The organism is Acinetobacter sp. XS-4 (assembly GCF_023920705.1).
Lineage (GTDB): Bacteria > Pseudomonadota > Gammaproteobacteria > Pseudomonadales > Moraxellaceae > Acinetobacter.
Window position 1 is genome coordinate 1,136,748 of record NZ_CP094657.1, and the last position, 24,218, is coordinate 1,160,965.

The 24,218-nt window shown below is 36.6% G+C and carries 22 protein-coding genes and 1 pseudogene; 14 read left to right on the plus strand and 9 right to left on the minus strand.

Features of this window, described 5'->3' with window-relative positions; translation table 11 throughout:
- Window positions 1-180: 180 nt before the first annotated feature.
- Complete coding sequence (locus tag MMY79_RS05275) at window positions 181-1,149, plus strand: DUF3644 domain-containing protein (RefSeq protein ID WP_252612413.1); 969 nt, start codon at window positions 181-183, stop codon at window positions 1,147-1,149.
- A 254-nt stretch (window positions 1,150-1,403) separates the two neighbouring features.
- On the opposite strand, the gene MMY79_RS05280 is transcribed toward MMY79_RS05275, so the two are convergent.
- Entirely contained in the window at window positions 1,404-2,150 is a 747-nt protein-coding gene (locus tag MMY79_RS05280) for a hypothetical protein (protein ID WP_252612414.1), read from the minus strand.
- A 770-nt stretch (window positions 2,151-2,920) separates the two neighbouring features.
- Here MMY79_RS05280 and MMY79_RS05285 point away from each other — a divergent pair.
- Window positions 2,921-3,475 (plus strand): TetR/AcrR family transcriptional regulator, encoded by a 555-nt coding sequence (locus MMY79_RS05285; RefSeq protein WP_252612415.1) that lies wholly within the window; start codon window positions 2,921-2,923, stop codon window positions 3,473-3,475.
- 310 nt (window positions 3,476-3,785) lie between these two features.
- Entirely contained in the window at window positions 3,786-4,712 is a 927-nt protein-coding gene (locus MMY79_RS05290; protein ID WP_198495366.1) for a LysR substrate-binding domain-containing protein, read from the plus strand.
- Window positions 4,713-4,767: 55 nt separating this feature from the next.
- On the opposite strand, the gene MMY79_RS05295 is transcribed toward MMY79_RS05290, so the two are convergent.
- Window positions 4,768-6,450, minus strand: coding sequence for a BCCT family transporter (locus MMY79_RS05295; RefSeq protein ID WP_252612416.1), 1,683 nt, complete (start codon window positions 6,448-6,450; stop codon window positions 4,768-4,770).
- A 334-nt stretch (window positions 6,451-6,784) separates the two neighbouring features.
- On the opposite strand from MMY79_RS05295, the gene MMY79_RS05300 reads away from it, so the two are divergent.
- The 8 genes and pseudogenes from MMY79_RS05300 (at window position 6,785) to MMY79_RS05335 (ending at window position 14,560) form a co-directional block, all read left to right on the plus strand.
- Complete coding sequence (locus MMY79_RS05300; RefSeq protein ID WP_252612417.1) at window positions 6,785-7,975, plus strand: aromatic ring-hydroxylating dioxygenase subunit alpha; 1,191 nt, start codon at window positions 6,785-6,787, stop codon at window positions 7,973-7,975.
- A gap of 1 nt (window position 7,976) precedes the next feature.
- Complete coding sequence (locus tag MMY79_RS05305; RefSeq protein WP_252612418.1) at window positions 7,977-9,407, plus strand: aldehyde dehydrogenase family protein; 1,431 nt, start codon at window positions 7,977-7,979, stop codon at window positions 9,405-9,407.
- Between the two features lie 28 nt (window positions 9,408-9,435).
- Window positions 9,436-9,597 (plus strand): annotated as a pseudogene (locus MMY79_RS05310) (rubredoxin); the annotation flags it as partial.
- A complete protein-coding gene (locus MMY79_RS05315; RefSeq protein WP_252613443.1) occupies window positions 9,586-10,791 on the plus strand; it encodes an FAD-dependent oxidoreductase in 1,206 nt (401 codons plus the stop codon). The pseudogene MMY79_RS05310 and the gene MMY79_RS05315, both read left to right, overlap by 12 nt.
- Window positions 10,792-10,808: 17 nt before the next feature.
- Entirely contained in the window at window positions 10,809-12,125 is a 1,317-nt protein-coding gene (locus MMY79_RS05320; RefSeq protein ID WP_252612419.1) for an FAD-dependent oxidoreductase, read from the plus strand.
- 13 nt (window positions 12,126-12,138) lie between these two features.
- Window positions 12,139-12,492 (plus strand): ethanolamine utilization protein EutQ, encoded by a 354-nt coding sequence (locus tag MMY79_RS05325; protein WP_003650499.1) that lies wholly within the window; start codon window positions 12,139-12,141, stop codon window positions 12,490-12,492.
- Between the two features lie 204 nt (window positions 12,493-12,696).
- A complete protein-coding gene (locus tag MMY79_RS05330; RefSeq protein WP_252612420.1) occupies window positions 12,697-13,869 on the plus strand; it encodes a hypothetical protein in 1,173 nt (390 codons plus the stop codon).
- 76 nt (window positions 13,870-13,945) lie between these two features.
- Window positions 13,946-14,560, plus strand: coding sequence for a MarC family protein (locus tag MMY79_RS05335; protein WP_252612421.1), 615 nt, complete (start codon window positions 13,946-13,948; stop codon window positions 14,558-14,560).
- 47 nt (window positions 14,561-14,607) lie between these two features.
- Here the strand turns inward: MMY79_RS05335 and yddG are convergent, their stop codons facing one another.
- The 3 genes from yddG to MMY79_RS05350 form a co-directional block, all read right to left on the minus strand.
- On the minus strand, window positions 14,608-15,516 hold the full coding sequence (gene yddG / locus MMY79_RS05340; protein ID WP_252612422.1) for an aromatic amino acid DMT transporter YddG: 909 nt from the start codon (window positions 15,514-15,516) through the stop codon (window positions 14,608-14,610).
- 159 nt (window positions 15,517-15,675) lie between these two features.
- Window positions 15,676-16,590 carry a DMT family transporter gene (locus MMY79_RS05345; protein ID WP_252612423.1) on the minus strand — a complete coding sequence of 305 codons (915 nt, stop codon included), beginning with the start codon at window positions 16,588-16,590 and terminating at the stop codon, window positions 15,676-15,678.
- Window positions 16,591-16,632: 42 nt separating this feature from the next.
- Window positions 16,633-16,839 carry a type II toxin-antitoxin system Phd/YefM family antitoxin gene (locus tag MMY79_RS05350; protein ID WP_044103677.1) on the minus strand — a complete coding sequence of 69 codons (207 nt, stop codon included), beginning with the start codon at window positions 16,837-16,839 and terminating at the stop codon, window positions 16,633-16,635.
- 685 nt (window positions 16,840-17,524) lie between these two features.
- Here MMY79_RS05350 and MMY79_RS05355 point away from each other — a divergent pair.
- Both MMY79_RS05355 and MMY79_RS05360 read left to right on the plus strand, forming a co-directional pair.
- A complete protein-coding gene (locus MMY79_RS05355; RefSeq protein ID WP_252612424.1) occupies window positions 17,525-18,586 on the plus strand; it encodes a NucA/NucB deoxyribonuclease domain-containing protein in 1,062 nt (353 codons plus the stop codon).
- A gap of 54 nt (window positions 18,587-18,640) precedes the next feature.
- The gene (locus MMY79_RS05360; protein WP_252612425.1) at window positions 18,641-20,047 is read left to right on the plus strand and encodes a molybdenum cofactor biosysnthesis protein MoeA; all 1,407 of its coding nucleotides are present in this window, start codon (window positions 18,641-18,643) and stop codon (window positions 20,045-20,047) included.
- A 287-nt stretch (window positions 20,048-20,334) separates the two neighbouring features.
- Here MMY79_RS05360 and arsH read toward each other — a convergent pair whose 3' ends face one another.
- From arsH to MMY79_RS05380, 4 genes are read right to left on the minus strand one after another with little or no spacing between them, the layout of a single operon-like run.
- Window positions 20,335-21,054, minus strand: coding sequence for an arsenical resistance protein ArsH (gene arsH, locus MMY79_RS05365; protein ID WP_252612426.1), 720 nt, complete (start codon window positions 21,052-21,054; stop codon window positions 20,335-20,337).
- Entirely contained in the window at window positions 21,047-22,087 is a 1,041-nt protein-coding gene (arsB, locus tag MMY79_RS05370; protein WP_252612427.1) for an ACR3 family arsenite efflux transporter, read from the minus strand. Before arsB ends, arsH begins: the two co-directional genes overlap by 8 nt.
- A gap of 10 nt (window positions 22,088-22,097) precedes the next feature.
- Entirely contained in the window at window positions 22,098-22,571 is a 474-nt protein-coding gene (locus MMY79_RS05375; protein ID WP_252612428.1) for an arsenate reductase ArsC, read from the minus strand.
- A 5-nt stretch (window positions 22,572-22,576) separates the two neighbouring features.
- Window positions 22,577-22,900 carry a metalloregulator ArsR/SmtB family transcription factor gene (locus MMY79_RS05380; RefSeq protein ID WP_252612429.1) on the minus strand — a complete coding sequence of 108 codons (324 nt, stop codon included), beginning with the start codon at window positions 22,898-22,900 and terminating at the stop codon, window positions 22,577-22,579.
- A gap of 724 nt (window positions 22,901-23,624) precedes the next feature.
- Here MMY79_RS05380 and MMY79_RS05385 point away from each other — a divergent pair.
- Window positions 23,625-24,191 carry a TetR/AcrR family transcriptional regulator gene (locus MMY79_RS05385; protein ID WP_252612430.1) on the plus strand — a complete coding sequence of 189 codons (567 nt, stop codon included), beginning with the start codon at window positions 23,625-23,627 and terminating at the stop codon, window positions 24,189-24,191.
- Window positions 24,192-24,218 lie beyond the last annotated feature (27 nt).

Here is a 24,218-nt window from a genome sequence, read left to right on the forward strand (position 1 = left end):
AATAAAAATAAAAAATGGGGATTTTATGGAGTAAAAGGTCAAAAAAGCCAATTTTACTCATAAAAATACGTCAATTTTGCGTCAAATATAATTAATATCAGTAAGTTTTAAATTAATATTCGAGTAAAATAAAATAACAAAAAATTAATTTATTTAAACTTTATTTTAAATTGGGAATATATGAAAAAAACAAGGCAAATAGCATCTGTAAAAAGTGAATTGATTAAGAAATCTCGAGAATCTGCTTTAGCTGGTGTGCAAATATTTAATAATCCAAGCATGTGCTTTAAGTCAGAAGCATATATTGTTCTAATGATTATTGCATGGACGTATCTTTTTCATGCTTACTTTCGCTCAAAAAAAATAGAATATAAATATTTTGATATGAAAGGTACTCGAAAAAGATATCATAAAACTACGAAAGGGGCTTTCAAGTATTGGGAGTTAGAGCGTTGTTTAAATAGCGCTGAGAATCCAATCGATAAAGATACTGCAAATAATTTAAGATTCTTAATAGGCTTAAGGCATGAAATTGAACATCAAATGACGAATAGGATTGATGATTTATTAAGTGCCAGATTTCAGGCTTGTTGTTTAAACTATAATGAATATTTGAAGAAATTCTTTGGTGATGAGTTAGGTATAGAAAATCATCTTTCTTTTAGTTTACAGTTTTCCTCAATAGACCAAGAACAGAAAGAAATGTTGATTGATCAAGAAGGGCTTCCAAAACATATATCTTCTTACATTCTTGATTTTGACCAAGCGCTTAGTGAGGATGATTACGCTAATCCTAGATATGCATATCGAATCTTATTTATACCAAAGACAGCCAATAGAAAAGGTCAGGCAGATAAAGTGATTGAATTTGTGAAATCAGATTCACCTTTGGCTGAGGGGTTAAATAAGCATTACGCTGTTATTAAGGAAACTGAAAAAACGAAATATTTGCCTGGACAGGTTGTAACTAAAATGAAAGCAGAAGGTTACTCGGCTTTTAATTTTCATCAGCATACGCAACTTGTTCGAAAGTTTGATGCCCAAAATCCGGCAAATGGTTTCGGCGCATTAGTGGCGGGGAAGCAATGGCACTATTACGATAAATGGATAGATGTAGTTCGGGATGAGTTAGGCAAAAGTGTATATTAATTGTGCGTCAAAAATACGTTATTAATATATTAACTATATGAAATTAAATTAATTATTCTACCCTTGATATCGTAGAGGTTTCGAGTTCGTGTCTCAATCAGTCTACCAAGAGATTAAAGACATATAAAGTCGCCATAGCTTTACATGACTTAAAAAGCCCTAAACTGTAATGGTTTAGGGCTTTTTATTGGTTTATATAAAGTTATATAAAGACATATTGTATTTTAAGTTTTGATCAATTGATTGATCTAATATTAAATATCATTCCAGTGAACTGATTTAGAAGTTGGATGATCTTTTAATAAATCTTCCTCTTTTCTTATGGTTGAATTTGGAAGGAAGGATAAGCCATTTTTCAAAGCTAATTTCTCGAGTTCTACGATTATAGTTATATAATCTTTACTATTGCGAATTTGTGTAAACCTACTCATATACATTTTTTCAGTTTGATCATCGAGATTTACTGAATTTACTTTTATAAGGTAATCAAAATATGTAATAGATTCATAAACATATTTTGAGGTTAATGTTGAGTATAAAGATAAAGTAATCAAAATTATTAATGAAACAGGGAAAAGGATTTTAGTAAATAAAAATAGTTTTTTGATAATTTTATCTGTTTTTTTAACTTCATTAATTAGATCTTCATGACTAACTTCTAAAATGCTATCTTCTCTTACCGCTTCTATTTGATATATATCAGCTTTTATTTTATTAAATTTTTCTTTGTTATAAAGCATTGCAAAGAAAATTGAGAAAAGTATCAAAAACACTAAAATTACATACGAAAATGATAATAGAAAGTAGGTAGATTGCTGTAAAGCAGTTAAGTCATGAGAAGAAATTTGTATAAAGACCTTTTTGCTAAAAGAACTAGATACTCTAATTAAATAGGCTGTAACTGCTGGTGCTACTGTTCCACTTAAGAATGTCCATAAGCCACTGCTAACTATACCAACAAGAATAGCGATAACTAGGCTTTTATAATTAGAAAGCTTCATAAAATGTTCTTCAACAAAAATTTATTATAAAAAATGGAAAGTTTACATAATTATAGCAATAGAGGGAATTAAGTAAGTAAAACTCAACTATCTTATCTTGATAGTAATCATAACCAAAATCTCTAGCTATAGCTGCCACAAGTCTTCCCCCTTTATAAACCCCTCTTAAACAATAACCAACTCATTATTTATCCTTACTTTTTAATGATCTAATTTAAAACAAATGTCATTTTGTGTGCTTGACTGCAATAAATGTGAAGCTTATCCTTTGCCTGCTGGCCACATTGCCAGCCGGCTTTGACAGGCTGAATATTATCTCCCGCATCAGAGCTTTTCCTTCTGAGGAATAGCCTTGTGTGGTGTACCACTCGTTCCCTCCCGTAGCGGTAGGACGGGAGAGGGACACTCTCGGGTGTGCTAGTTTGAGATAATACTAGTCTGTCAACCTTCTTCCGTTCTGCCACCATAATTCTATAAATGTCTGGCAGAACTCCCAATTAAAAGGAGTTGGCTTTGCACATTCTTAATTTCTTGGCAGCCTTTGCCAAAAGCTATAACGACACGACTTAAATCATATCTATCAGCTTGATTACTTTTAGGGTTTTCAGGCTTTAAGTCATTACGGCTCAAAAACTTAATCAACAATAAAACTTGAGATGTGCCAAGCACAGTCTTTATGGGCTTTGCTATGCCTTTTTTTCTCCCAAAAAAGCAGCGGCATTTTTATCTCATTTATATACAACAAAAATTTAATTTATAACGGTAAAACTATGCCACATTCAGATCTCCCATTTCGTGCTTTAAGCGTGCTTCATACCTCTCGATATCTTTTTAATAAATATGGCTTTCATAAAGTCGGGGTAGACCGAATTATTGAATTGTCAAAAACGTCCAAAGCGACTTTTTATAATTATTTTCACTCGAAAGAACGTCTTATTAAAATGAGCTTAACTTTTCAAAAAGATGGACTTAAACATGGGGTGATTTCGATTATCAATGTTCAAAAAGAATTAACGCTAATTGAAAAGCTCCGCAAAATTTACTTTTTACATACCGATTTAGACGGACTCTACCATTTGCCTTTCAAAGCCATTCTTGAGATTTCAAAAACACATCCAAAGGCGTATCAGGTGGTCGTTGAATATCGAAACTGGTTCATTAATGAAATCTATAATTTGCTTTTAACCACCAATGCCAATGCCGCAAAACAAGATGCACACATGTTCTTATTTGTGATTGATGGGGCGATGGTTCAACTTTTAGACCCCAACAAACCAGATGAAAGGGAGAGGTTACTTGAGTATTTTTTACTGGGGTTTATTTAATCCAAATAAAAAGTTTATGGCCTGCATGGGTAGGCTATAAACGCCCTACATTGGTAAGGGATTATTCAAATGAGAAAAACTCATGGATGGAATACTTTTACTCACTTTTTATTCAAATATATTTATGAGATTTTATGGGCTTTACAGGGAGGAACGTCAACACCATATAGGTAGGCCCTATACATTAGGAAAAGTCATGGTTTATTTCATATTGCCATGTTCAAAAACTGATTTTCGTAGTAAATAGCTTGGTAAAAGAACTCGAATTGGAAAAGAGTTTCTACGGAAATGGGACAAATTAGGAGTGTCCATGAAGATTAAGCCATTACCCCCAATGAATAGCTTGATTGTGTTTGAGGCAGCCGCACGCCACCTTAGTTTTACACAAGCAGCAAATGAATTAAATGTTACTCAAGGAGCGATAAGTCGCCAAATTCGACAATTGGAAGAGTATCTAGGTAAAGAATTATTTATTCGAGCAAATCGCAATATTTCTTTAACACCCATGGGCTTGCAATATTACCAAACGATTTATAGTGCTTTATTAAATGTTGCACAAGCAACGGCTGAAATTAAGAAATGGCAAGGAGAGCATCAAATAACTGTTGCTACGACCAATGCAATGGCTGCGCTTTGGTTATTGCCTAAAGTGGCTACTTTTCAGCAAAATAACGAAGGTGTAGATCTAAGAATATTAACGACAGAAAATATCTTGGATTTACAGAAAATGGACTTTGATTTGGCACTTTTTTATTGCCGAACTCCTCCGTTAGGAATGAAAGTCACCACATTATTCCCAGAAGAAGTATTTCCTGTTTGTAGTCCAAATTATCTTGCTCAATTTAAGGAGGGTACTCCTCCAGAGGAAATATTTGGTAAAGCATTGCTTTATCTAGATGATTCTCAAAAGGATTGGATTACATGGGCCGAATGGTTTGAAGCAGTCAACTATCCTATGGTGAAACCTAAAAATAGAGTCAATATTAATAACTATCCAATGTTGCTCCAAGCTGCAATTAATGGTCAGGGAGTGGCATTAGCATGGGGGTCTTTAATTGATGATTATTTGGAAAATGGTTCTCTTGTTCGCCCAGTCGAAACTGTATTACGTACCGAAGCAAATTTTAGTATGTTGGAACCTTCAGATCGGGGAGTTATTCCATCGAGTGTAAAGCATTTCCGTAGCTGGTTATTAGAGCAATTACCAGGGCAAGTAGGGCAAAAGGGATTAAATTAACACTGTTAAAATAATAAAAAAGGGCTCTATTTAGAGCCCTTTTTTTGAATTAAATTTAGTTATCTGTAATGAGTTGAGCCTTTGTCTCAGCAACAGGCTTTTCAGATTTGGTTTTACAGAAATCAGGACGAACATGTTCAGGCATCATGACCCATGCTTGTGGATCTTGACGAAGACTTTTCATTAAAGAAATACACATAATCGCAAGCAATATGGAGATTGGAAAACCCGCAATCACACAGGCTGTCTTAATGGCAGACAGGCCACCAGCTAAAAGTAAGCCCCCACTAATAAGTGGAATAATTACTGCCCAAACCAGACGAATTCCTACTGATGGATTAGTGGAACCATTAGTATCTAGAAAACATAAAACTAAAGCACCTGAGTTCGCAATGGTGATGATATGGATAGATAACAATAAACATAAAAGTGCGCTTAAGAAAATCGTAACAGTATGATTTTCTGAAATATGATCAAAGAAAACAAACACAGCACGGGCAGGGTCTTCTTTAGTCGCTTCAGCGATTGTAACTTCATGAGGTTTGACTTTATCTACTTGAACAATCGCAGCATTACTCACAACAACTTGATGAGTTGGCGGTTGATGGTTCGCTTTTTCAATTTTAAGAGCAGCGCCACCAAAAGCTGCAATCCAAATAAAGGTGAGTAAAGTAGGTGCAGCAAGTGAGCCTAGAATAACTTCACGAATCGTACGTCCGCGTGAAATGCGAGCAATAAATAAACCTACAAAAGGTGCCCAAGTCATCCACCACGGCCAGTAGTAAGCAGTCCACCAACTTTGCCAACCTGAATCTTTTTGAGCATCACTCCATAAACTCATTCCTACAATATTTTGTAAGTAATCCCCAAGTCCTTCAAAAAAAGTATTAAAAATATAACGAGTTGAACCAATTATGATGACTGCAATGACAAGAACATAGGATAAAATCATGTTCCCTTCAGCAATAATTTTAAAGCCTTTACCAATCGCGGATAATAAAGATAGGGTTGCTAAAACGCCTAGAACAAGAACAAGAACCAACTGAATTCTAACGTCAATATTGATACCAAATGTATGATTTAAACCAACATTCAGTTCAAGAATTCCCATACTAATGGCTTGAGAAACACCAAATGCTGTTAAAACGATCGTGACAATATCAACGAAATTACCGATAGAACCATAAATTTTGTCACCAATTAAAGGATGTAATACGGATCGGCATGCCAAAGGTAAACCTTTACGATAAGAAAAATATCCTAGAGCAACAGCTGATAAGCAAAATAGGCCCCATGGGTGAAGTCCCCAATGAAAAAAGGTGAGTTGCATTGCCATTCGTGCTGATTCATCTGAAAGACCTTGCGTAAACGGATTACTTGCATAGTGAGTGATTGGTTCTGCAACAGACCAGAACATCAATCCAATTCCCATACCACAAGAGAAAAGCATGCAAATCCATGCAATATTACTATATTCGGGCTTTTCATCGTCTTTTCCGAGTCTAATATGCCCATATCGACTCATGCATAAATAAATCAAAAAACCTAATAAAAAAGTAGCTAAAAATAGGAGATACCATTTTGCATTTTGCAATAAAACATCTGAGATAATTTGAAAGTATTCACCAGCCTGTTTTTCTTTAAAAATACAAAACGCAATAAAAATAAAAAGTAATAACTTCGAGACAATCATCACTGTTGAGTTGAGTCCAGTATGGGCTCCTGATGTATTGCGCATAAATCCTCCTTGGATGCGTAGCAGTTAACTACCTGTTAACCGTTGTATGCGAATAGCAAAAGAGTAGTGATGAGCATAAAGATTGCTCAACCGATTTATTCTCATCTATGGGTGAGTTTTAGTCATAGGTCATTCCTTGTACCTAATACATTTAAAAATTATCGAAGGGAAAGCAAGTTTTAGGATGCATGATAAAAACTCATCAATACCCCTCTAAAAAGTCGTTTGTCTGTCGCCATTAGGTTTTACACAATCTGTAAAGAAATCGCAGAGAGTGCAAATCATCTCAACGCAGGGAGTTCTGCGTTAGTTTTAAATATATGGAGATCCTCAGATGAATAGTCGAGTTAGCCAGCAATTAATTACGGTTCAGCAAGTCGATAATGTTTTAAACCCTATTACTGAATCAAATGGTATGCCAAATTTAGCATATACCAGTAGCGAATATTTTAATTTTGAACGCGACAATATTTTAAGTAAAACTTGGGTATGTGTTGGTTTTGCTTCTGATTTACCTAAAAAAAGTTATGTGAAGCCTGTTAATTTCATGGGCATGCCTTTAGTCATGATGCGCAACCGTGAAGGGGAAATCCAAGTTTTCCATAACGTTTGTAGCCATCGCGGTATGATTTTGGTGCAACAAGAAGGCACTATTGAGGGTGTGATTCGTTGCCAATACCACTCTTGGAGTTATGACTTAAACGGTAATTTAAAAGGTACTCCACATATTGGTGGAATTAACCAGCATAAAGATGAACGTTTTAAATGCGAAAAACATGGCTTAAAAGCACTTCGTTCAGAGATCTGGATGGATATGGTTTTCGTCAATATCTCTGGTGATGCGCCAACATTTGAAGAGCATATTGCACCATTAGTTGAACGTTGGAAGCCTTTCTTGGGCGAAAACGGTCTAGAGCTTATTCGTAATAGCAAAGTAGGTTCAACTTTTGAGTTACCTGTAAATAGTAACTGGAAACTTACAGTTGAAAACTATTGCGAAGCTTATCACTTACCTTGGGTACATCCAGCGCTAAATACATATTCAAAACTTGAAGATCACTACAACATTATGTTCGAAGATCGCTTTGCTGGTCAGGGCAGTTATAAATATAACTTGTCAGCAACAGCGGGTACGCATTTACCAAAATTCCCAAGCTGGCCAGAAGATCAACTTCGCCATGCTGAATATGTAGCAGTGTTCCCGAACGTATTGTTAGGTATTCAAGCGGATCATGCATTTGCAATGATGATTGATCCAATCGCTCCAGAGCAAACAATTGAAAAACTACGCTTGTATTACGTTGGTGATGAATCACTAGACACTAAATATGATGCATGTCGTGAAGCGACTTTAGAATCATGGAAAGTTGTATTTGCTGAAGATGTATTTGCCGTTGAAACCATGCAAAAGGGTCGTCACTCACCTGGTTTTGGTGGAGGGGTTTTCTCACCAGAGATGGATTTACCAACTCACTTCTTCCAGAAATGGTTAGCAACCCAAGCTAAAACGGCATTGGAGGCATAATATGCAACATTACCTCAACTATGTTGATGGCCAATGGCGAGATGCTTCTCGCCAATTGGAAGTGATCAACCCAGCAACAGATAAAGCTTTTGCAACAGTTGCGCGTGCAAGTGTTGAAGATGCAGATGCCGCGATGGCAGCAGCTCGACGTTGTGTGAATAGCGGTGCTTTGACTGATGTGCGTCCTGCAAAACGTACAGCTTGGATGTTAAAAGCCGCAGAAGCAATTCGTGAAATTGCTGAAGAGGGTGCATTAATCCTGTGCCTTGAAAATGGCAAAAATGTTGATACAGCTCGTGAAGAATTCGATGAAGCGGCTCGCTATTTTGAATACTACGCGGGTATGGCAGATAAAATTGAAGGGATATCAGTACCTTTAGGTAAAGATTACGTTGATTTTACTTCATATATTCCAATGGGTATATCGGTTCAAATTGTACCTTGGAACTTTCCCGTCTCGATCTGTGCACGCTCATTAGCACCTGCTTTAGCAGCTGGCAATGCAGTAGTCATTAAGTCACCTGAAGTTTCACCTTTAGGCATGGTTTTACTCATCAAAGCTATTGAGAAAGCTGGTTTCCCACAAGGTGCAGTGAACTTGCTTTGTGGTAAAGGTTCAGAAGTTGGTACTCATCTGGTTAAGCATCAAGATACCAATCAAATCGTATTTACCGGTTCAGTTCCAACTGGCCAACGCATTTTGAAAGATGCGGCTGAACGTGCAACACCTTCAGTAATGGAGTTAGGTGGTAAATCAGCTGCAATTGCTTTTGCTGATGTTGATCTTGAGCAATTACTACGTAGCGTTAAAGTTGGAATTTTCTATAACTCTGGTCAAGTTTGCTCAGCGATGTCTCGCTTATTGGTGCACCGCAGTCGCTATGAAGAAGTTAAAGCAGCTGTTGTGAATCTTGCAGAGAGCTTAACTGTAGGTATTGGCGAAAGTAATGCTGAACTTACTCCAGTTGTATCTAAAGATCAGCAACAACAGATTCTTACCATGATTGATAAAGCACGTGAAGAAGGTGCCAATGTTTTAACGGGTGGGAAAGCTGCAGATCTAGAAGGTTACTTTGTCCTGCCAACTATTATTGAAGCAAAAGATGACATGTCGATTGCTCAAGAAGAAGTTTTCGGTCCTGTAATGGTGATCATGCCTTTTGATGACGAAGACCAGGCTGTTGCAATCGCAAATGGTACGGACTTTGGACTTGTTGCAGGTGTATTTGGTGAAAATCTGAATCAAACACTTCGAGTAGCAAACCGTCTTATTGCTGGTCAAGTCTTTGTTAACGAATGGTTTGCTGGCGGTATCGAAACACCATTTGGTGGAGTGGGTTTATCTGGTTTTGGTCGCGAAAAAGGGCAGGAAGCCATCTACAGTTATGTTCAAACTCGCAATATCGGTATCCGTTTGAAACATAGCGTGTAATTTGTAAGAAATAAGGGAAATAGACAAGATGAGAAAGTGGTTATGTATTGTCTGTGGCTGGATCTATGATGAAGCTAAAGGCTGGCCTGATGACGGGATAGCACCAGGAACAAAATGGGAAGATATTCCAGATGACTGGATGTGTCCGGAGTGTCAGGTGGGTAAAGCTGACTTCGAAATGCTCGATATTACTGATGTTGAAATTGAGGAAGTTCCGGTAGTAGCTGCAGCTCCAGTGATTGAACCTGTCGTTATTATTGGCAGTGGCCATGCTGGCTACCAAGTGGCTTCAACTTTACGTGCACAATCTCCAGACTTGTCTATTACCGTATTTACTGCTGATGATGGTGCTTTATATAGCAAACCAGCTTTATCTAATGCTTTAGCCTTAGGTAAAGACGGAGATAGTTTAGTTCGTGAGTCTGCTCTTAGTTGGGAACAACGTTTAAATATCCGCGTTTATCCACATACAAAAGTAACTCATATTGACCGTGCCAATAAAAAGCTTCAAACCACAATTGGTGATTATCCTTATGGCAGACTCGTACTTGCTACAGGCGCAACACCAGTTGTCATTCCAATTGATGGTGATTCGACTGCAACACTAAGCGTAAATGATCTAGCGGATTATCGCCGTTTCCGTCAGCAATTATCAGATAAACAGCATGTCACAATTCTTGGTGATGGCCTCATCGGTTGTGAATTTGCCAATGATTTAGCTGCACATGGCATCAAAGTCACGGTTGTCGGGCTTGGCAAATGGGCAATGGCGCGTCTTATTCCAGAACCTTTAGGCCATGCTCTACAAAATGCTCTAGGCCAGTTGGGCGTAGAGTGGAAATTACAAAATAGTATCCGTTCTATTCAATCTGCAAATGGTCGTTACCAGTTAACACTCCAAGATGGTCAGTCATTTGAAACTGACTTGGTATTAAGTGCAGTTGGTCTGAGACCAAATATTGCACTTGCGCAAGCAGCCGGTCTAGAAACAGCACGCGGTATTTGTACCGGACTTGATCATTGTAGTAGCGACCCTGCAATTTTTGCTTTAGGTGATTGTGCAGAAGTGAACGGCCAGTGGGCACCTTATATCAACCCAATCACGCAAGCATTACCAGCTTTGGTGAATAACCTTTTAGGTCAGTCAACTGCTGCGGATTTGAAATTAACACCAGTTTTAGTAAAAACACCAATTTTGCCGCTTTCTGTTTTGCCAGCAATGGGAACAGGTGAGTGGAAAGTGGAACAACATGACGGCGAGTTAGCTGCAGGTTTTTACAATGAACAAGGCAAATTAACAGGCTTTGCTTTACTTGGTCGGCAATTACAGCACCACCGTAGCGAGTGGCTTGAAAAACTAAATTCGTGTCCATCCACAGTTTAAGTTAAGGGAATAACAAAATGATTGCTTTACCAAATGATGATAGTACCTGTGGTTGGTATGCGGCATTACCTCCAGCAGGTCCCGCTAAAAAGTTAATCGGTCCACAAAAAGCTGACTATGCCATTATCGGAGCAGGCTTTGCAGGCTTAGCAGCAGCTCGAAGATTAGCTGAACTCAAACCGAACGCCCGTATTATTTTAGTGGATGCACAACGTGTAGCAGAAGGCGCTTCAGGGCGTAACTCAGGGTTTGTAATTGACTTACCGCATAAATTTGCTTTATCACATCCAGACCCTTCGCATAAGCAAAAGTTATTGAGTCTGAACCGATCGGCAATTGCTCAATTACAAGGCCTCGTAGAGCGACATAACATTGATTGCCAATGGTCTGCGGCGGGTAAATATCAAGGTGCTGTAGGTGAGCGTGGTGAAGCGCACCTCAATCATTTTGAACACCTAATGAAAGATTTAGGTGAACCATATCGTTGGGTCGAAAAAGCAGAACTTAAAAAAGTATTGGGTACAGATTTTTATAGCCGTGCGATTTTTACTCCTGGTTCATATTTGATGCAACCAGCAGCTTTAGTACGCGGTATGGGTGACCATTTACCAGACAGCGTTGAGCTATTAGAGCAATCTCCAATTCGTAGTTTGCAAAAAAGTAATAACCAGTGGCTTTTACAAGGCGATGAAGGGTCAATCACCACACCTAAAGTTCTACTTGCGACGAGTATTTTTACGCGTGAATTTGGCTACTTGAAGAACCGTTTATTACCAGTCATGACCTTTGCGAGCTGGACACGTCCATTAACTGATCAGGAAATGAAAGTTTATCGTGGTGAGTTAGATTGGGGGCTTACTCCAGCCGATCATGCGGGAACAACCTTAAGAATGACCGCTGACCGCCGTATCCTAATCCGTAATACTTATAAACATGTACCTAAATACGGTGCAAACATTAACGATGATAATCGTCGCTGGATACAAGAAGATCATCGCAAAGCATTTTTAGATCGTTATCCAGATTTGGCGAATGTTCCGTTTACCCATACATGGGGTGGTGTTTACGCTATTTCTCGTAACTTCACTAATTTCTTTGGTGAATTAGAAGACGGCGTTTATGCGAGTGCTTGTGACAATGGTGTAGGAGCGGCATGGGGCACAATTTCTGGAACGCTATTGGCTGACCTCGTTGTTGGCTCAGATTCTCAAGCTTTAAAAGATATTCAGTATGTCACTGGTATGCCTAGCTTAAATCCACCAGAACCGTTCTTAGGCTTAGGTGTCAGAACACGCATTAGATTTGAAAAATGGCGCAGTCGTAGTGAATTGTAAGCGGGAGAAATAGATGAAAGAAGTAAAGTTAGTTGATAGCGCTCAACTTGATTTTAATTTACGTGGCGAAACACCAGATGGTACGGCTTATGTGGCAAGAGCATTAGGAGCTGATGTTTCCCCAAACATGGGTATTGGTTTTGCACGCTGGGAAGGGGCGGAAGTAAGTTGGAAATTACTTTATGACGAAGTCATTTTTGTGATTGAAGGCTGTTTTGAACTTACTGCAAATGGTCACAAATATGAAGTTCGTCCGGGACAAATGTTATGGATTCCTGAAGGAACCGAACTCATTTATGGTGGACATGCAGTATTTGGTTATGTCGTACATCCGGGTAACTGGAAAGAATTGCACGGAATTGCATAACAAAAGCGATCCATATTGTTCAGGAAAAGAATAATGTGGGTCGCTTTATTACTTTGACAACTTAGCCCTGAATGAGGGCTAAGGCGAATTAACGAAAATTTTAAATTTCAGGAGCTTCTCCTGAACAGGGAAGTATTGTCTGAAAAAATAAGCAGAGGACAGGAAAGGTTTTCTGCAAATATTCATTTAAACAAGGATTTGTAAATGAGCAAGGTCTATTTAAAACTTGGATTTGGGTTAATTTCAGTTGGAATGGCATTACCTGCTTTTGCCGGAGTAACTTTTGGAGATCCTAAAAGTGATACGGGTGCTTTAACAATTTCAGGTGCTTTACGTGGGAATTATCAAGATAAGGATTACGGAGAGTCTGCATCAGATCAGAAAGTAAAATTTGATGCAGCTATTTTAAGACTAGGTTATGAGTCACCCGACTGGTTTGGAAAAGTCGAATATCGTTGTTATCAATATGATAAATTCTGTGATTTCTCTACTCTAGTTTATGGCTATGCCGGCTACCATTTAAATACAACAGATCATATTACTGTAGGTGTGCAACCCATTCCTTTTGGACCAGGTCGTTTTTGGGATAGCAGTTTTTATGCTGGTATTAACAACACTATGGGTTTGCAGGATGCTTCTAATTTAGGCGCAAACTATCACTTTGAATTACCGTCTGCTACCAAAGTAGATTTAGCGTATTTCGCAACCGATGGTGGTAACTATCACGGGGCCAGCAAAGATTCAGCTCGTTATACGGCTAATGTTGTTACCTCATCTGATCCACTCAAAACCAACCTAAATGAAAAAAACATGTGGATGGCACGTGTAGATCAGGATCTTAAGTTTTTAAGTACAGATGATCTAAAGGTATCAATAGGTGGAAGTTACTGGTATTCAGACATTGAGAATAAAAAAACTTCTGCTGATGGTACGAGAAATACATGGGCTCTATTTAACCGTATTAACTATAAAAATCTGAATGTCGTGTTAACTGGAGGGCGACAATCGATTAGTAATAAAGATTCATTGAGTCCAGCTAGTTCAACTTTTGGTTCTTTTGACGGCGAATACGACATTGCGAATAAGGGCTATTTCTATACTGTTGATACCAGCTATGTCTTTAAGAACGTTAAAGATTCGCTCAATGTTACGCCGTATGTCGTTTTTAGTGGTTTTAACAAGAAAGAAAATGGATTTGATGACTCTCAGCGCAACATTGTTGGCGTGGCTTGGGACTATAAAAGTATTTCTTTATATACCGAATATGTGATGAGTAAAAACGATCCATTTGTTGGTGGAACGGGCAGCTCGCTTGCATCTGGCGATGATGGGAAATGGAACAAACTCTTAAATCTAATGTTGATTTATAGCTTCTAAAAGTTTGCATGGGTTTTTCATTTATCAATTTTCAGGAAGTTTAAAAGCTTCCTGAAGTCGTTTAGGGATCATAAAAATGTCATCACCCTTTATTAGTACATTTATTTTGTTTTTCTCACTGCTTAACCCATTCCTCATGAGTATTTATATGATCGGACTAATTCGACATACAGATACTAGAGTATTTAATAAGGCTTTGATTCAAGGAGGTCTCATTGCATATGTGGTATTCCTCTTATTTGCATGGGGTGGGGAAGCAATTTTTAATCGGTATTTAAATGTAAGGTTTGAATCATTTCAGATTTTTGGTGGTCTGATTTTTCTAGTGATTGGATATCGATATGTATTTCAAGGAGCTGATACGATTGGTGAAATGCGAGGAGCGCCTGAACATTTGGCTGGGACGGTCGCTATGCCATTTATGATTGGGCCAGGAACAATTAGTGCAGCTGTAGTTACAGGCATGAGTATGTCTCTTGTAGAGGCTGCTATAGTGATTGCCTTAGTGCTATTTCTGAGTTGTAGTGTTTTGATCGCAATGAAATTTTCTCATGATCACTTACGTTATAGCCATGCCAAATATATTGATCGTTATTTTGATGTTGTAGGACGCTTAGCTGCTTTATTAATTGGAACAATCGCAGTAGATATGATTGTGAATGGTGTTACACGTTTGATTGATAAAGTTTGATAAAAGTAAAAAGTCACAGCCAAAATACGATGGCTGTGACTAATAAATTAAGAAGCTAATTTCGCTTGGTTATGTTGAACATGGTTTTTTCGAATTGAGAACCAGCAGATCAATGACCCGAAAGTAACCGTTAATGCACCATACCAGAAATTGATTGTTAAATCGGAGTTCAATACAAAAGCTGAAAATGCCGATGAGAAAATTGGAGAAAAATAAGAAAGCATAATCAAAACGGGCATATTGCCTTTGATAATACCAATATTCCACGCTAGATAACCCATCGAGAAAAAAACAGCATTGATAAAGACAAACAGGTAGCCGTTAATTCCATGCGTGTGAGGTAGGTGGAAACCTTGAGTAGAGAGAGTAAGAATCCATAAGGCTATAGCAGTTAAGATAAAATAAAGCGAAACAGCATTAGTTCCATTACTTTGCTTTTTGGTGTAGATACAATAGACCGCCCAAAGAATAGATGCTAAAAAAATGAGTAGGTAACTAATCGGGTTTTTTAAAAAGTTATCAATAAAGTTTAGGTTTGGATGATAGTTAATGATCACTATGCCTGAAAAACTTATGATCACTCCTAATATTGTCATTAAATTTACTTTTTCTTCTTTTAATACTGCCAATATAATAATAATGAGAGTTGGCCACATATTAAAAATAATATTCATCTCAATCGATTTTTCTGATGAATTTGCTAGAGTAATTGAAAAGGCAAAACACAATTCAAAAACAACGAAAAGCAAGCTAGATAGAATAAGAAACTTCTTTGAAACCTTTTTTAAATCGGGTAGACCATATGTTAAAAATAAAATAATAGCACTGATGGTGTATACATAAGTCACTGTATAGATAGGACCAAAACTTTCTGTAGAAAGCCTGAGTAAGCCAACTAAAGTGGACCAAAGTAATAAAGCTGAAACACCAATTAAGGTTGAGATTTGACGGCTCATACGATAGACCCGATTAAAAAATTAATCATAATTTTTAACTGGGCACTTTAATAGTTATTTGAACACGATAAATAATCATGAGTTAATGACTTTTTATCATCATTAAAAATAGATAATAAAAGTACTTAAAATATATTTTTTATAATTTAATTATTAGTTTTATTTTCTTTTAAGTGTAATAAGCATCACACCAAAAATATTAAGAAAACAACCGAGCCACTGGATTTTATTTAAATGCTCGCCTAAAAGGAAGAATGAAAACAGAATAGTAACAATGGGGCTAATGGATGAAATAATAGCGGATTGTGTTGCTCCTACGTATTCTATACTCAATATCAATAGGAGCGTGGGTAGAACAGTAACGAATAAACCTAAACAGATTCCGTACCAAATAACTTGCATGGGTAAGCTTGTAAGTAGCTGTATAGGATGACTAGTTACAACTAGAAAATGTATTAGAGTACCTATACAAGCTGCAGATAAAGATAGTCCCGTTAAGTTCCACGAACCAAATTTTTTAATTAACGGTGGGGTAAATAACAGGTAGCAAGCAAAAGCAACAGCACTAGCAAACACTAAGCTTGCTCCAAACCAGAAATTATGCTGATCTGAAAGCATTTTCTGCTCTTGAAGCATAACAATGACTGTTCCACCATAACTTAAAATTAGTGCAAATATCGTTTTTGAACTTAGTTTTTGCTTGAGAATAAAACTCGACGCTAAAACGGTCATAGTTGGATATAAAAATAAAATTATTCGCTCTAGTGACGCTGTAATAAACATGAGGCCATAGAAATCGAGCCAACTAGAAATGTAATAGCCTAATAAGCCAACAGAAAGTAAATATAGAATATCTGTTAGCTTGATATTTCGATTTTGATGGCGACAAAACCAACAGATTACTAAAAAGAAGGGTAGAGCAATTCCCATACGGATCGCCATTAGAGTTATGGCATCTAATGACGAAGTAAGGCTATATGCCTGTTTAATAAAAATTGCTTTACTGCTAAATAGAAATGCAGAGATAAATGCAAACAAGGAACCAATTTGAATTAAAGAAATATTGAGCTTCATGGAACCTTGCTGCATTGAATAAAGAATGTTTTTGGAGAGGGTTTAAGCTTCTGAATTTTCTTTTGATGTTGAGATTTTATAGTAGGCAACATCATATTCTGCTTTCTTGTAAGCCTCATAAGATGCTTTGCTAATAACAACTGCGGATTCTCGTCCTCTGCGAGTAATTTCTACAGGATGCCCAGCGATAGCCTGTTCCATAATCATGGTAAGTTGTGCTCTGGCATTTGAATAATTCCACTGATTCATTTGTAGTTCTCCCTGACTAAATCATTTTCACGATAGGGGAAATGTACAGCTCTCTTCAACGGATTTATTCTCAAGGATGAATGAATTTTTATCATGGGTGGATGTGGCTTTGTGAAGTGTTTCTCGATATAGACTTAAGTTTTTTATGAAATTGATATGTAACCTCTAAAATTTAGCTGTTTCTTAAATTAAAGTGAGAAGATAGGTGTTGGATATACCTAACAAGACATTTAAGTCATATAAACTCGAATAGCGTTATATGACTTAAAAAGCCCTAAACTATGATGATTTAGGGCTTTTTTATTGGTTCTTATAAGCTTATATAGCTGATTAATCCTTAAGTAAAAGATAATTAAAAATTTCTTTTGAAGACCAAGATAGGAGCGGCTAAAAACAATGATAACTAAGTGTTCGAGTATCATTCTTATTTAGCTAAATTGAAATAAAGCTTAATAAAATAGTTTAAACAAAAGAAGTTTAGATAAGGTAATGAATAATAATTACATGAATAGTATTTCATTTTTTTCTGATCTAAAATATTAAAAATACCAATTGGTAAATCTAACATATCAATTTTAATCAATAAATTTACTTATTTTTTAATTGTGCTATTATGCGCCCTCATTTTGGTAAGCCAAAATGGCTTATTAGAATGATTTTTTAAATTTATAAAATTGGAAACTTCATGTTAAATATAACTAAATATATAATAGCTTTAGCTTCAGTATTCATAGTAACAACTAGCCATGCTGCTAGTGCTTTGGATGTATCACCAATTTGTAAAAAAGTTGGGAAAGATTTAGATAGCTATATAAATAGAGGGGCGCATTGTTTAGAGTCCGACCCATTTGAAATTCCATTAACTGATGCAAAAGGATTAAATGTAGGTACTGCGAAAGTGGTTGCATATGTTTATTCTGATAATCCCAAAAATGCATTAACTTGGACTTTTAAATATAAGCTACGCACACAAATTATAGGGCAGCCTGGAGATTCATTAAAAATACGTCCTGAGTTGTACTGCTATAATTGCACAGCCAAAACTGTCTATGGCAATCCAATTAATTTAGTAAATGGTTTATCTTTAGAATCTACCACTACTTTTACCCCATCTAGCACTGAATTGGCTTCATCAAACCCATTATCATTATCTCCTAGTGTGTCTTTACAAATTGTTAAAGCAAATGCTTCATTTAATGATGCGGGAAGTTATGACCCAGGTATTTTTAGTCCTAGTGTACGTTGTGATATCGGTAAAGCTAAAGCAAATACGAAAGGATGTGTATATTCAGATGTACCACCTGTTCTTACTACAATTAAAATCACTAATCCTGATGTAGATGAATCTGCAAAGCACATTAAAGAAGCATTTGCAGCGGGACAACCGGGTAAGTTTATAGTGGGTGCACCTAACTCTGTTTTCCCTAGTTCAAGTGCAAGTGCTTTAACTCGTTTACGTGATGCTCAAGCTCGTAAAGATAATCGAGCTAAATCTGTGAAAATGTGCAAAGTTAAATATGGTCCAGAGGTTGGTTCAAAATGCTTCTTTACTGGGGATTCAGATGAAGTCGCAACTGATTGTGATTGTGATGAATTTCCATTTGCAGCTACCGGCCAAGGTGGTGCGGGGGCTTCAGTGAAAAAAATTGATGCATCTGACAACCGTAGAGCAGGTAGTCTTTTAGGGGTTTTCTTCAATGCTGAACGCGTCTTAGATGGCGATAAGTTCTTTATTAATGTGGATTAATAATTAAAATTAGCGAAGTACCTCCTATTTGAGGTACTTCCAGGAATTATACTTATGCAAAAAAAACTTCCAGTACCCGATAACTTACCAAATCATTTAACGGACATTTTTTACCATATCAATATAAATTTGCCAAAAGGCGATTTAAAAGAAACTGTAGAGCTGGATAAAGCATTAAATCAAGTTAATGCAAGTGATGTCTATGCTTTGCAAGATTATCCTCTACATAATTTATCAGGATATGCGGGTTGGGCTATTAATTCAGAAATAACTCAAAGTGCAACTAAAGAAAGTCCATTACTCATTACTCATTGGTACTATTGGGGACAACAACTTTATCGGTCTATTAATCCGTATAAATTAGATTTAAAAGCTCCAAGTTTGTTAGAAATTCCTGCCTATACAAAATTACCAGAGTGTTTAGACGCAGTCATTGCTGAACAAGATGAAAGATTAGATATTTCTGATACCGATGCTAAAAAAATTACTGGCTCTATTCCAGCCATGCATGGTGTTATTCCGAAGGGCGGTATATTTAAACAAGGCGATGTGATTTTAAAAAAAGATGAGAAGCTAACTCCTGAAAAATTAATTGCCTTAAGACGGGCTGGAATCAAAGAATTATCTATATATAAGAATCCAAAAATTCTCATTTTAAGCATGCATTCTTTTGATAAAGATGAAATGAGTGAGGAAAGTCTCTATGTTAAAGATGTCTTGAAAACATGGGGATATGAACACGTAGAAATAAAATTACTTAAACCTGAACGTTTCGATGCAGCATTTAATAATCTTAAAAAAGATAATGACCCAGCTTTAGATGACTCATTAACGACAAGCAGAGATCAATATATAAACTTCTTTGAAGAACAAACCTCGAATTTTGATGTCATTATTTGCTGCACATATCAAAATAACCGTTCTGCTTTATTTCAGCTTGAAAAACTTCCAATCTTTGATCAAAGCAGCATGTCATCGGCCTTGAATACGCGTTGTATGCCAGCTAATGAAATCAAAATTCTTAAAGGCAAAGATAGGACTCCACCTAGTCGTGAGACAGTGCAGATATATGATGAAAGCGGTAATCATAAAGGTATGCGTGTAGTCGTTACAGAAGACAAAGCGACTATTATTAATTTACCGGGTGATATCCAAGATATTGCAATTCTGATGCATGCTTTTGTGAAATATATTTTGAATAAGCATATCTCAGACTTTTTTGATCATGCTTACTTTAAAGGTAAAGCTGACATAGAGATTGTTCCTGATACGACAAACAGAAAATTGTTATGGGGAAACTATAAGGCTCAAGAAAATGGGGAATATTTATTAGAAATTATTGAGAAACAGCAGCCATATCAAATTGAACCGTTTTTTAAAGCGAACTGTATTGTGATGGTTCCGTTTCAAGAGCAGGTAATTACAAAAGGCACTGATTTATATTTTATGAAAATAGATTAAGCCTAATTTCTATTTATAATTTAATTGGGCGCTGTAACCTCAGAAATCTGTAACCTTTTCTCATTTTTAAAAGGTTATACCCTCAAAAGCTTACTCTATAAAAAGTCATGTAAACTCGAATATCTTTACATGACTTAAAAAGCTCTGAACTATAATGGTTTAGGGCTTTTTTATTGATTTGTATAAAATTATATAGCAGATCAAACCTTATAACATCGTAATTACTGAACTATTGATACAAGTTTATTTAGCATTACCTAAAGCCCTCTAGTCAGGACTTTAATTTTTTAAATTTCTTTTTGGTTTACTCTTTTTGATAATTCTTCTACCGTTTCGACTCGCTCAGAGTAACGATCAGTAAAATACCTAGTTTGGCCTCGAGTGAGTAAAGTGAACTTAAATAATTCCTCCATAACATCTACAATACGATCGTAATATGATGATGGTTTCATTCGGTCTTCATCATCAAATTCTAAAAATGCTTTTGGGATCGAGGATTGATTTGGGATCGTAATCATCCGCATCCATCGACCTAATATTCGCATTTGGTTCACACTATTAAATGATTGCGAACCGCCACTAACTTGCATAAGTGCTAATGTTTTTCCTTGGGTAGCTCGTATTGCACCACCTGCTAATGGAATCCAATCAATTTGGGATTTTAAAATTGAACTCATCGAACCGTGACGTTCAGGAGAGCACCATACCATTCCTTCAGACCAAGCAAGTAAATCATGCAGTTCTTTAACCTTTGGATGTTCTGTATCAGCATCCTCTGGTAATGGTAAACCCTTCGGATGAAATATTTTTACTTCAGCTCCAAAATGTTCAAGAATTCGACCTGCTTCTAGAACAGCTAGGCGGCTATACGAGCGTTCTCGATTAGAGCCATAAAGCAATAATATGCGTGGAGAATGATCAAGTTGAGTTGGTTGAATTTGTTCGAATGATGGTGTTGGAAGTAGATCAAGGTCAATATTCGGGAGATTTAAATCTGAATTATTCATTTGGATAATACTTTTTCTTTAACCAGAGGGAAACGGTTACTAAAGAGATTAAAACTGGTACTTCAACCAATGGTCCGATTACAGTTGTAAAAGCAACTGGAGAGGCGATACCAAAGGTCGCAATTGCTACGGCCAAGGCTAACTCAAAGTTATTACCTGCTGCTGTAAAAGAAATTGCTGCTGTACGTGGGTAATTATTTCCCATGCGTTTACTCATAAAGAAGCTCACAAAGAACATCACTACGAAATATATGGTTAATGGAATAGCAATTCGTAATACATCTAGGGGAAGACTAACAACATCACCACCTTTAAGGCTAAACATTGCAACAATAGTAAATAGCAGAGCAATTAGGCTGAGGGGGCCGATTTTAGGTAAGAAGTTTCCTTGATACCATTCTAAACCACGTGATTTGATTAAAATCAGTCGTGTTAAAAAGCCAAGAATAAAAGGAATACCAAGATATATTAATACTGCATGAGTGATAGTCCAAAAATCGACATTAATCACTTGCCCTGCAACACCAAAATAAGGGGGTAAGAATGTTAAGAACAACCAAGCATATGTACTGAAGAATAGAATTTGGAATATGCTGTTAAATGCAACGAGTGCGGCAACATATTGATTATCACCACATGCAAGCCCATTCCAGACTAATACCATTGCAATACAACGGGCCAAACCGATTAAGATTAATCCTGTCATGTATTCTGGATAGCTATGTAGGAAAATAATTGCTAAAACAAACATGAGTACTGGTGCAATAACCCAGTTTTGTACTAAAGAAAGAATAAGAGTTCTTTTATCTTTAAACACTCGTGGCAATGAAGCATAGTCAACCTTTGCTAGTGGGGGATACATCATTAAGATTAGCCCAATGGCAATAGGAATATTAACTGTATCAACACTCAGATTGTTTAATGCGGTGGATGCTTGAGGGGAAAAAACACCGATAGCAATTCCTAATGCCATGGCAATGAAAATCCACAGCGTTAAGTTACGATCTAAAAAGGATAACCCTGATTTGGTCATGTCTTACTCTTTAATCAATATGAGAAATTTGATTAATTTCAGTGATGAGGTGTGATCGATTTAAATGCGTTGTATCTAAGGCAAATAAAGCATCTAAACGGCGATTAATATGATCAACTGTATACTGGAATGCTTTTAATTTTTCTTCTTTTGGTAGATCCAAATGAGAAGGATCGGATAGTCCCCAATGAGCTTTAATTGCACCACCTAAATATAGAGGACAAGCTTCTTGAGCTGCTGAATCACAAACGGTAATCACAACATCTGGTTGGTATTTTTCACAGTCATCAATACTCTTACTCCATAGACCTTCTGTAGATAAGCCTAAATTTTCAAGCGTTTCTAAAGTTAAAGGATGAACTTGTCCTGATGGTTTGCTACCAGCACTATATGCAATCCAACCTTCTGGAGCGCGACTATTAAATAGGACTTCTGAAAGGATGCTTCGGCAACTATTTCCAGTACATAAAAATAAGAATTTCATGAATATTACTCGCAATGAATTGAAATTGACGAATTAAATTCCTTTGTATTGATCAAGTCGTCATTTTGATTTGAGATGATTTCTAAAACTGATTTTGCCCAATCTGGCAGATTGGGATTTAAACGGTAATAAACCCATTGGCCCTGTCTTTGATCAAGCAAAATAGAAAGATTTCTAAGCAAGGCCAAATGTCTGGAAATCTTCGGTTGGCTTAAATCTAATTGCTGGGTTAATTCACATACACAGACGTTTTCCTTGGCAATTATCATTTTCAAAATGTCTAAACGTGTTGAATCCGAGAGACATTTAAAAAAGTCTGTTTGATCCATTTTTCGATACCAATATATTCTATAGTTTGAATATACGCATATCCATATATTTATGCAATACTTCAATTTAACGATAAGCTTATGTTCAAAGAAGTTGATTTAGATTGTCTAATAACACTGTTCCCCACTTCCTAAAATTCCCGACCTTTATAAACCCCAATTTAACAATCACTTACTAATTATTTATCCTTACTTTTTAATGATCTAATTTAAAACAAATGTCATTTTGTGTGCTTGACTGCTAAAGGGTAGAGCACTATCCTTTGCCTGCTGGCCACATTGCCAGTCGGTTTTAGCAGACCGTTCCGAAAAGCATTAAAAGTTAATTCTTTTAGTGACGAACCCTCGTGCCCCCTCTACGGTGGAACGGGAGGGGGACACCTTCGGGTGTGCTGGGTTTTTTCGGCCAGTCTGCTAACCCCCTTTCGTTCTGCCACCATAATTCTATAAATGTCTGGCAGAACTCCCAATAAAAAGGAGTTGGCTTTGCACATTCTTAATTTGTTGGCAGCCTTTGCCAAAAGCTATAACGACACGACTTAAACTTTTAAAGCAGTTTGAATATCTACAAATTTTCAGGCTTTAATTCGTCACGTCTAAAAACTTAGTTCAACAATAAAACTTGAGATGTGCCAAGCACAGTCTTTACGGGCTTTGCTATGCCTTTTTTTCTCCCAAAAAAGTATCTCATTTAGAAACAACAAGAATTTATAACGGTAAAAATATGCCAAATTTAGTTCTCCCAACGCGTGCCATAGAAGTTGTTAATACATCCATTCATTTGTTTCACCATCACGGATTTCATACTGTGGGCATTGATCGAATTGTGAAAGAGTCAAAAATTCCAAAAGCGACTTTTTATAACTACTTTCACTCTAAAGAGCGGTTTATCGAAATCTGTTTGATTGTGCAAAAAGAACGCTTAAAAGAAAAAGTGATTTCAATTGCTGAACATGTAAATCATACAAATGTGATTGATCAATTAAAGAAACTTTATTTCTTACATACCGATTTAGAAGGGCAGTACTATTTATTGTTTAAAGCCATTTTTGAAACGAAACTGACCTATCCAAAAGCCTATCAAGTCGCAGTGAGATATAAAACATGGCTAACCAATGAAATCTATAGCCAGCTTAGAACACTCAAAAACGAGGTGACTTTTCAGGACGCCAAACTATTTTTATATATGATTGAGGGCGCAATTATTCAACTTTTAAGCTCCAATGTGGCAATCGAGCAGGAAAAGGTGCTGGACTGTTTTTTGGAAGGAGTTGTGGCTAATAAAAAATGAATAGCTGTATGTGATTAAAAAACTAAA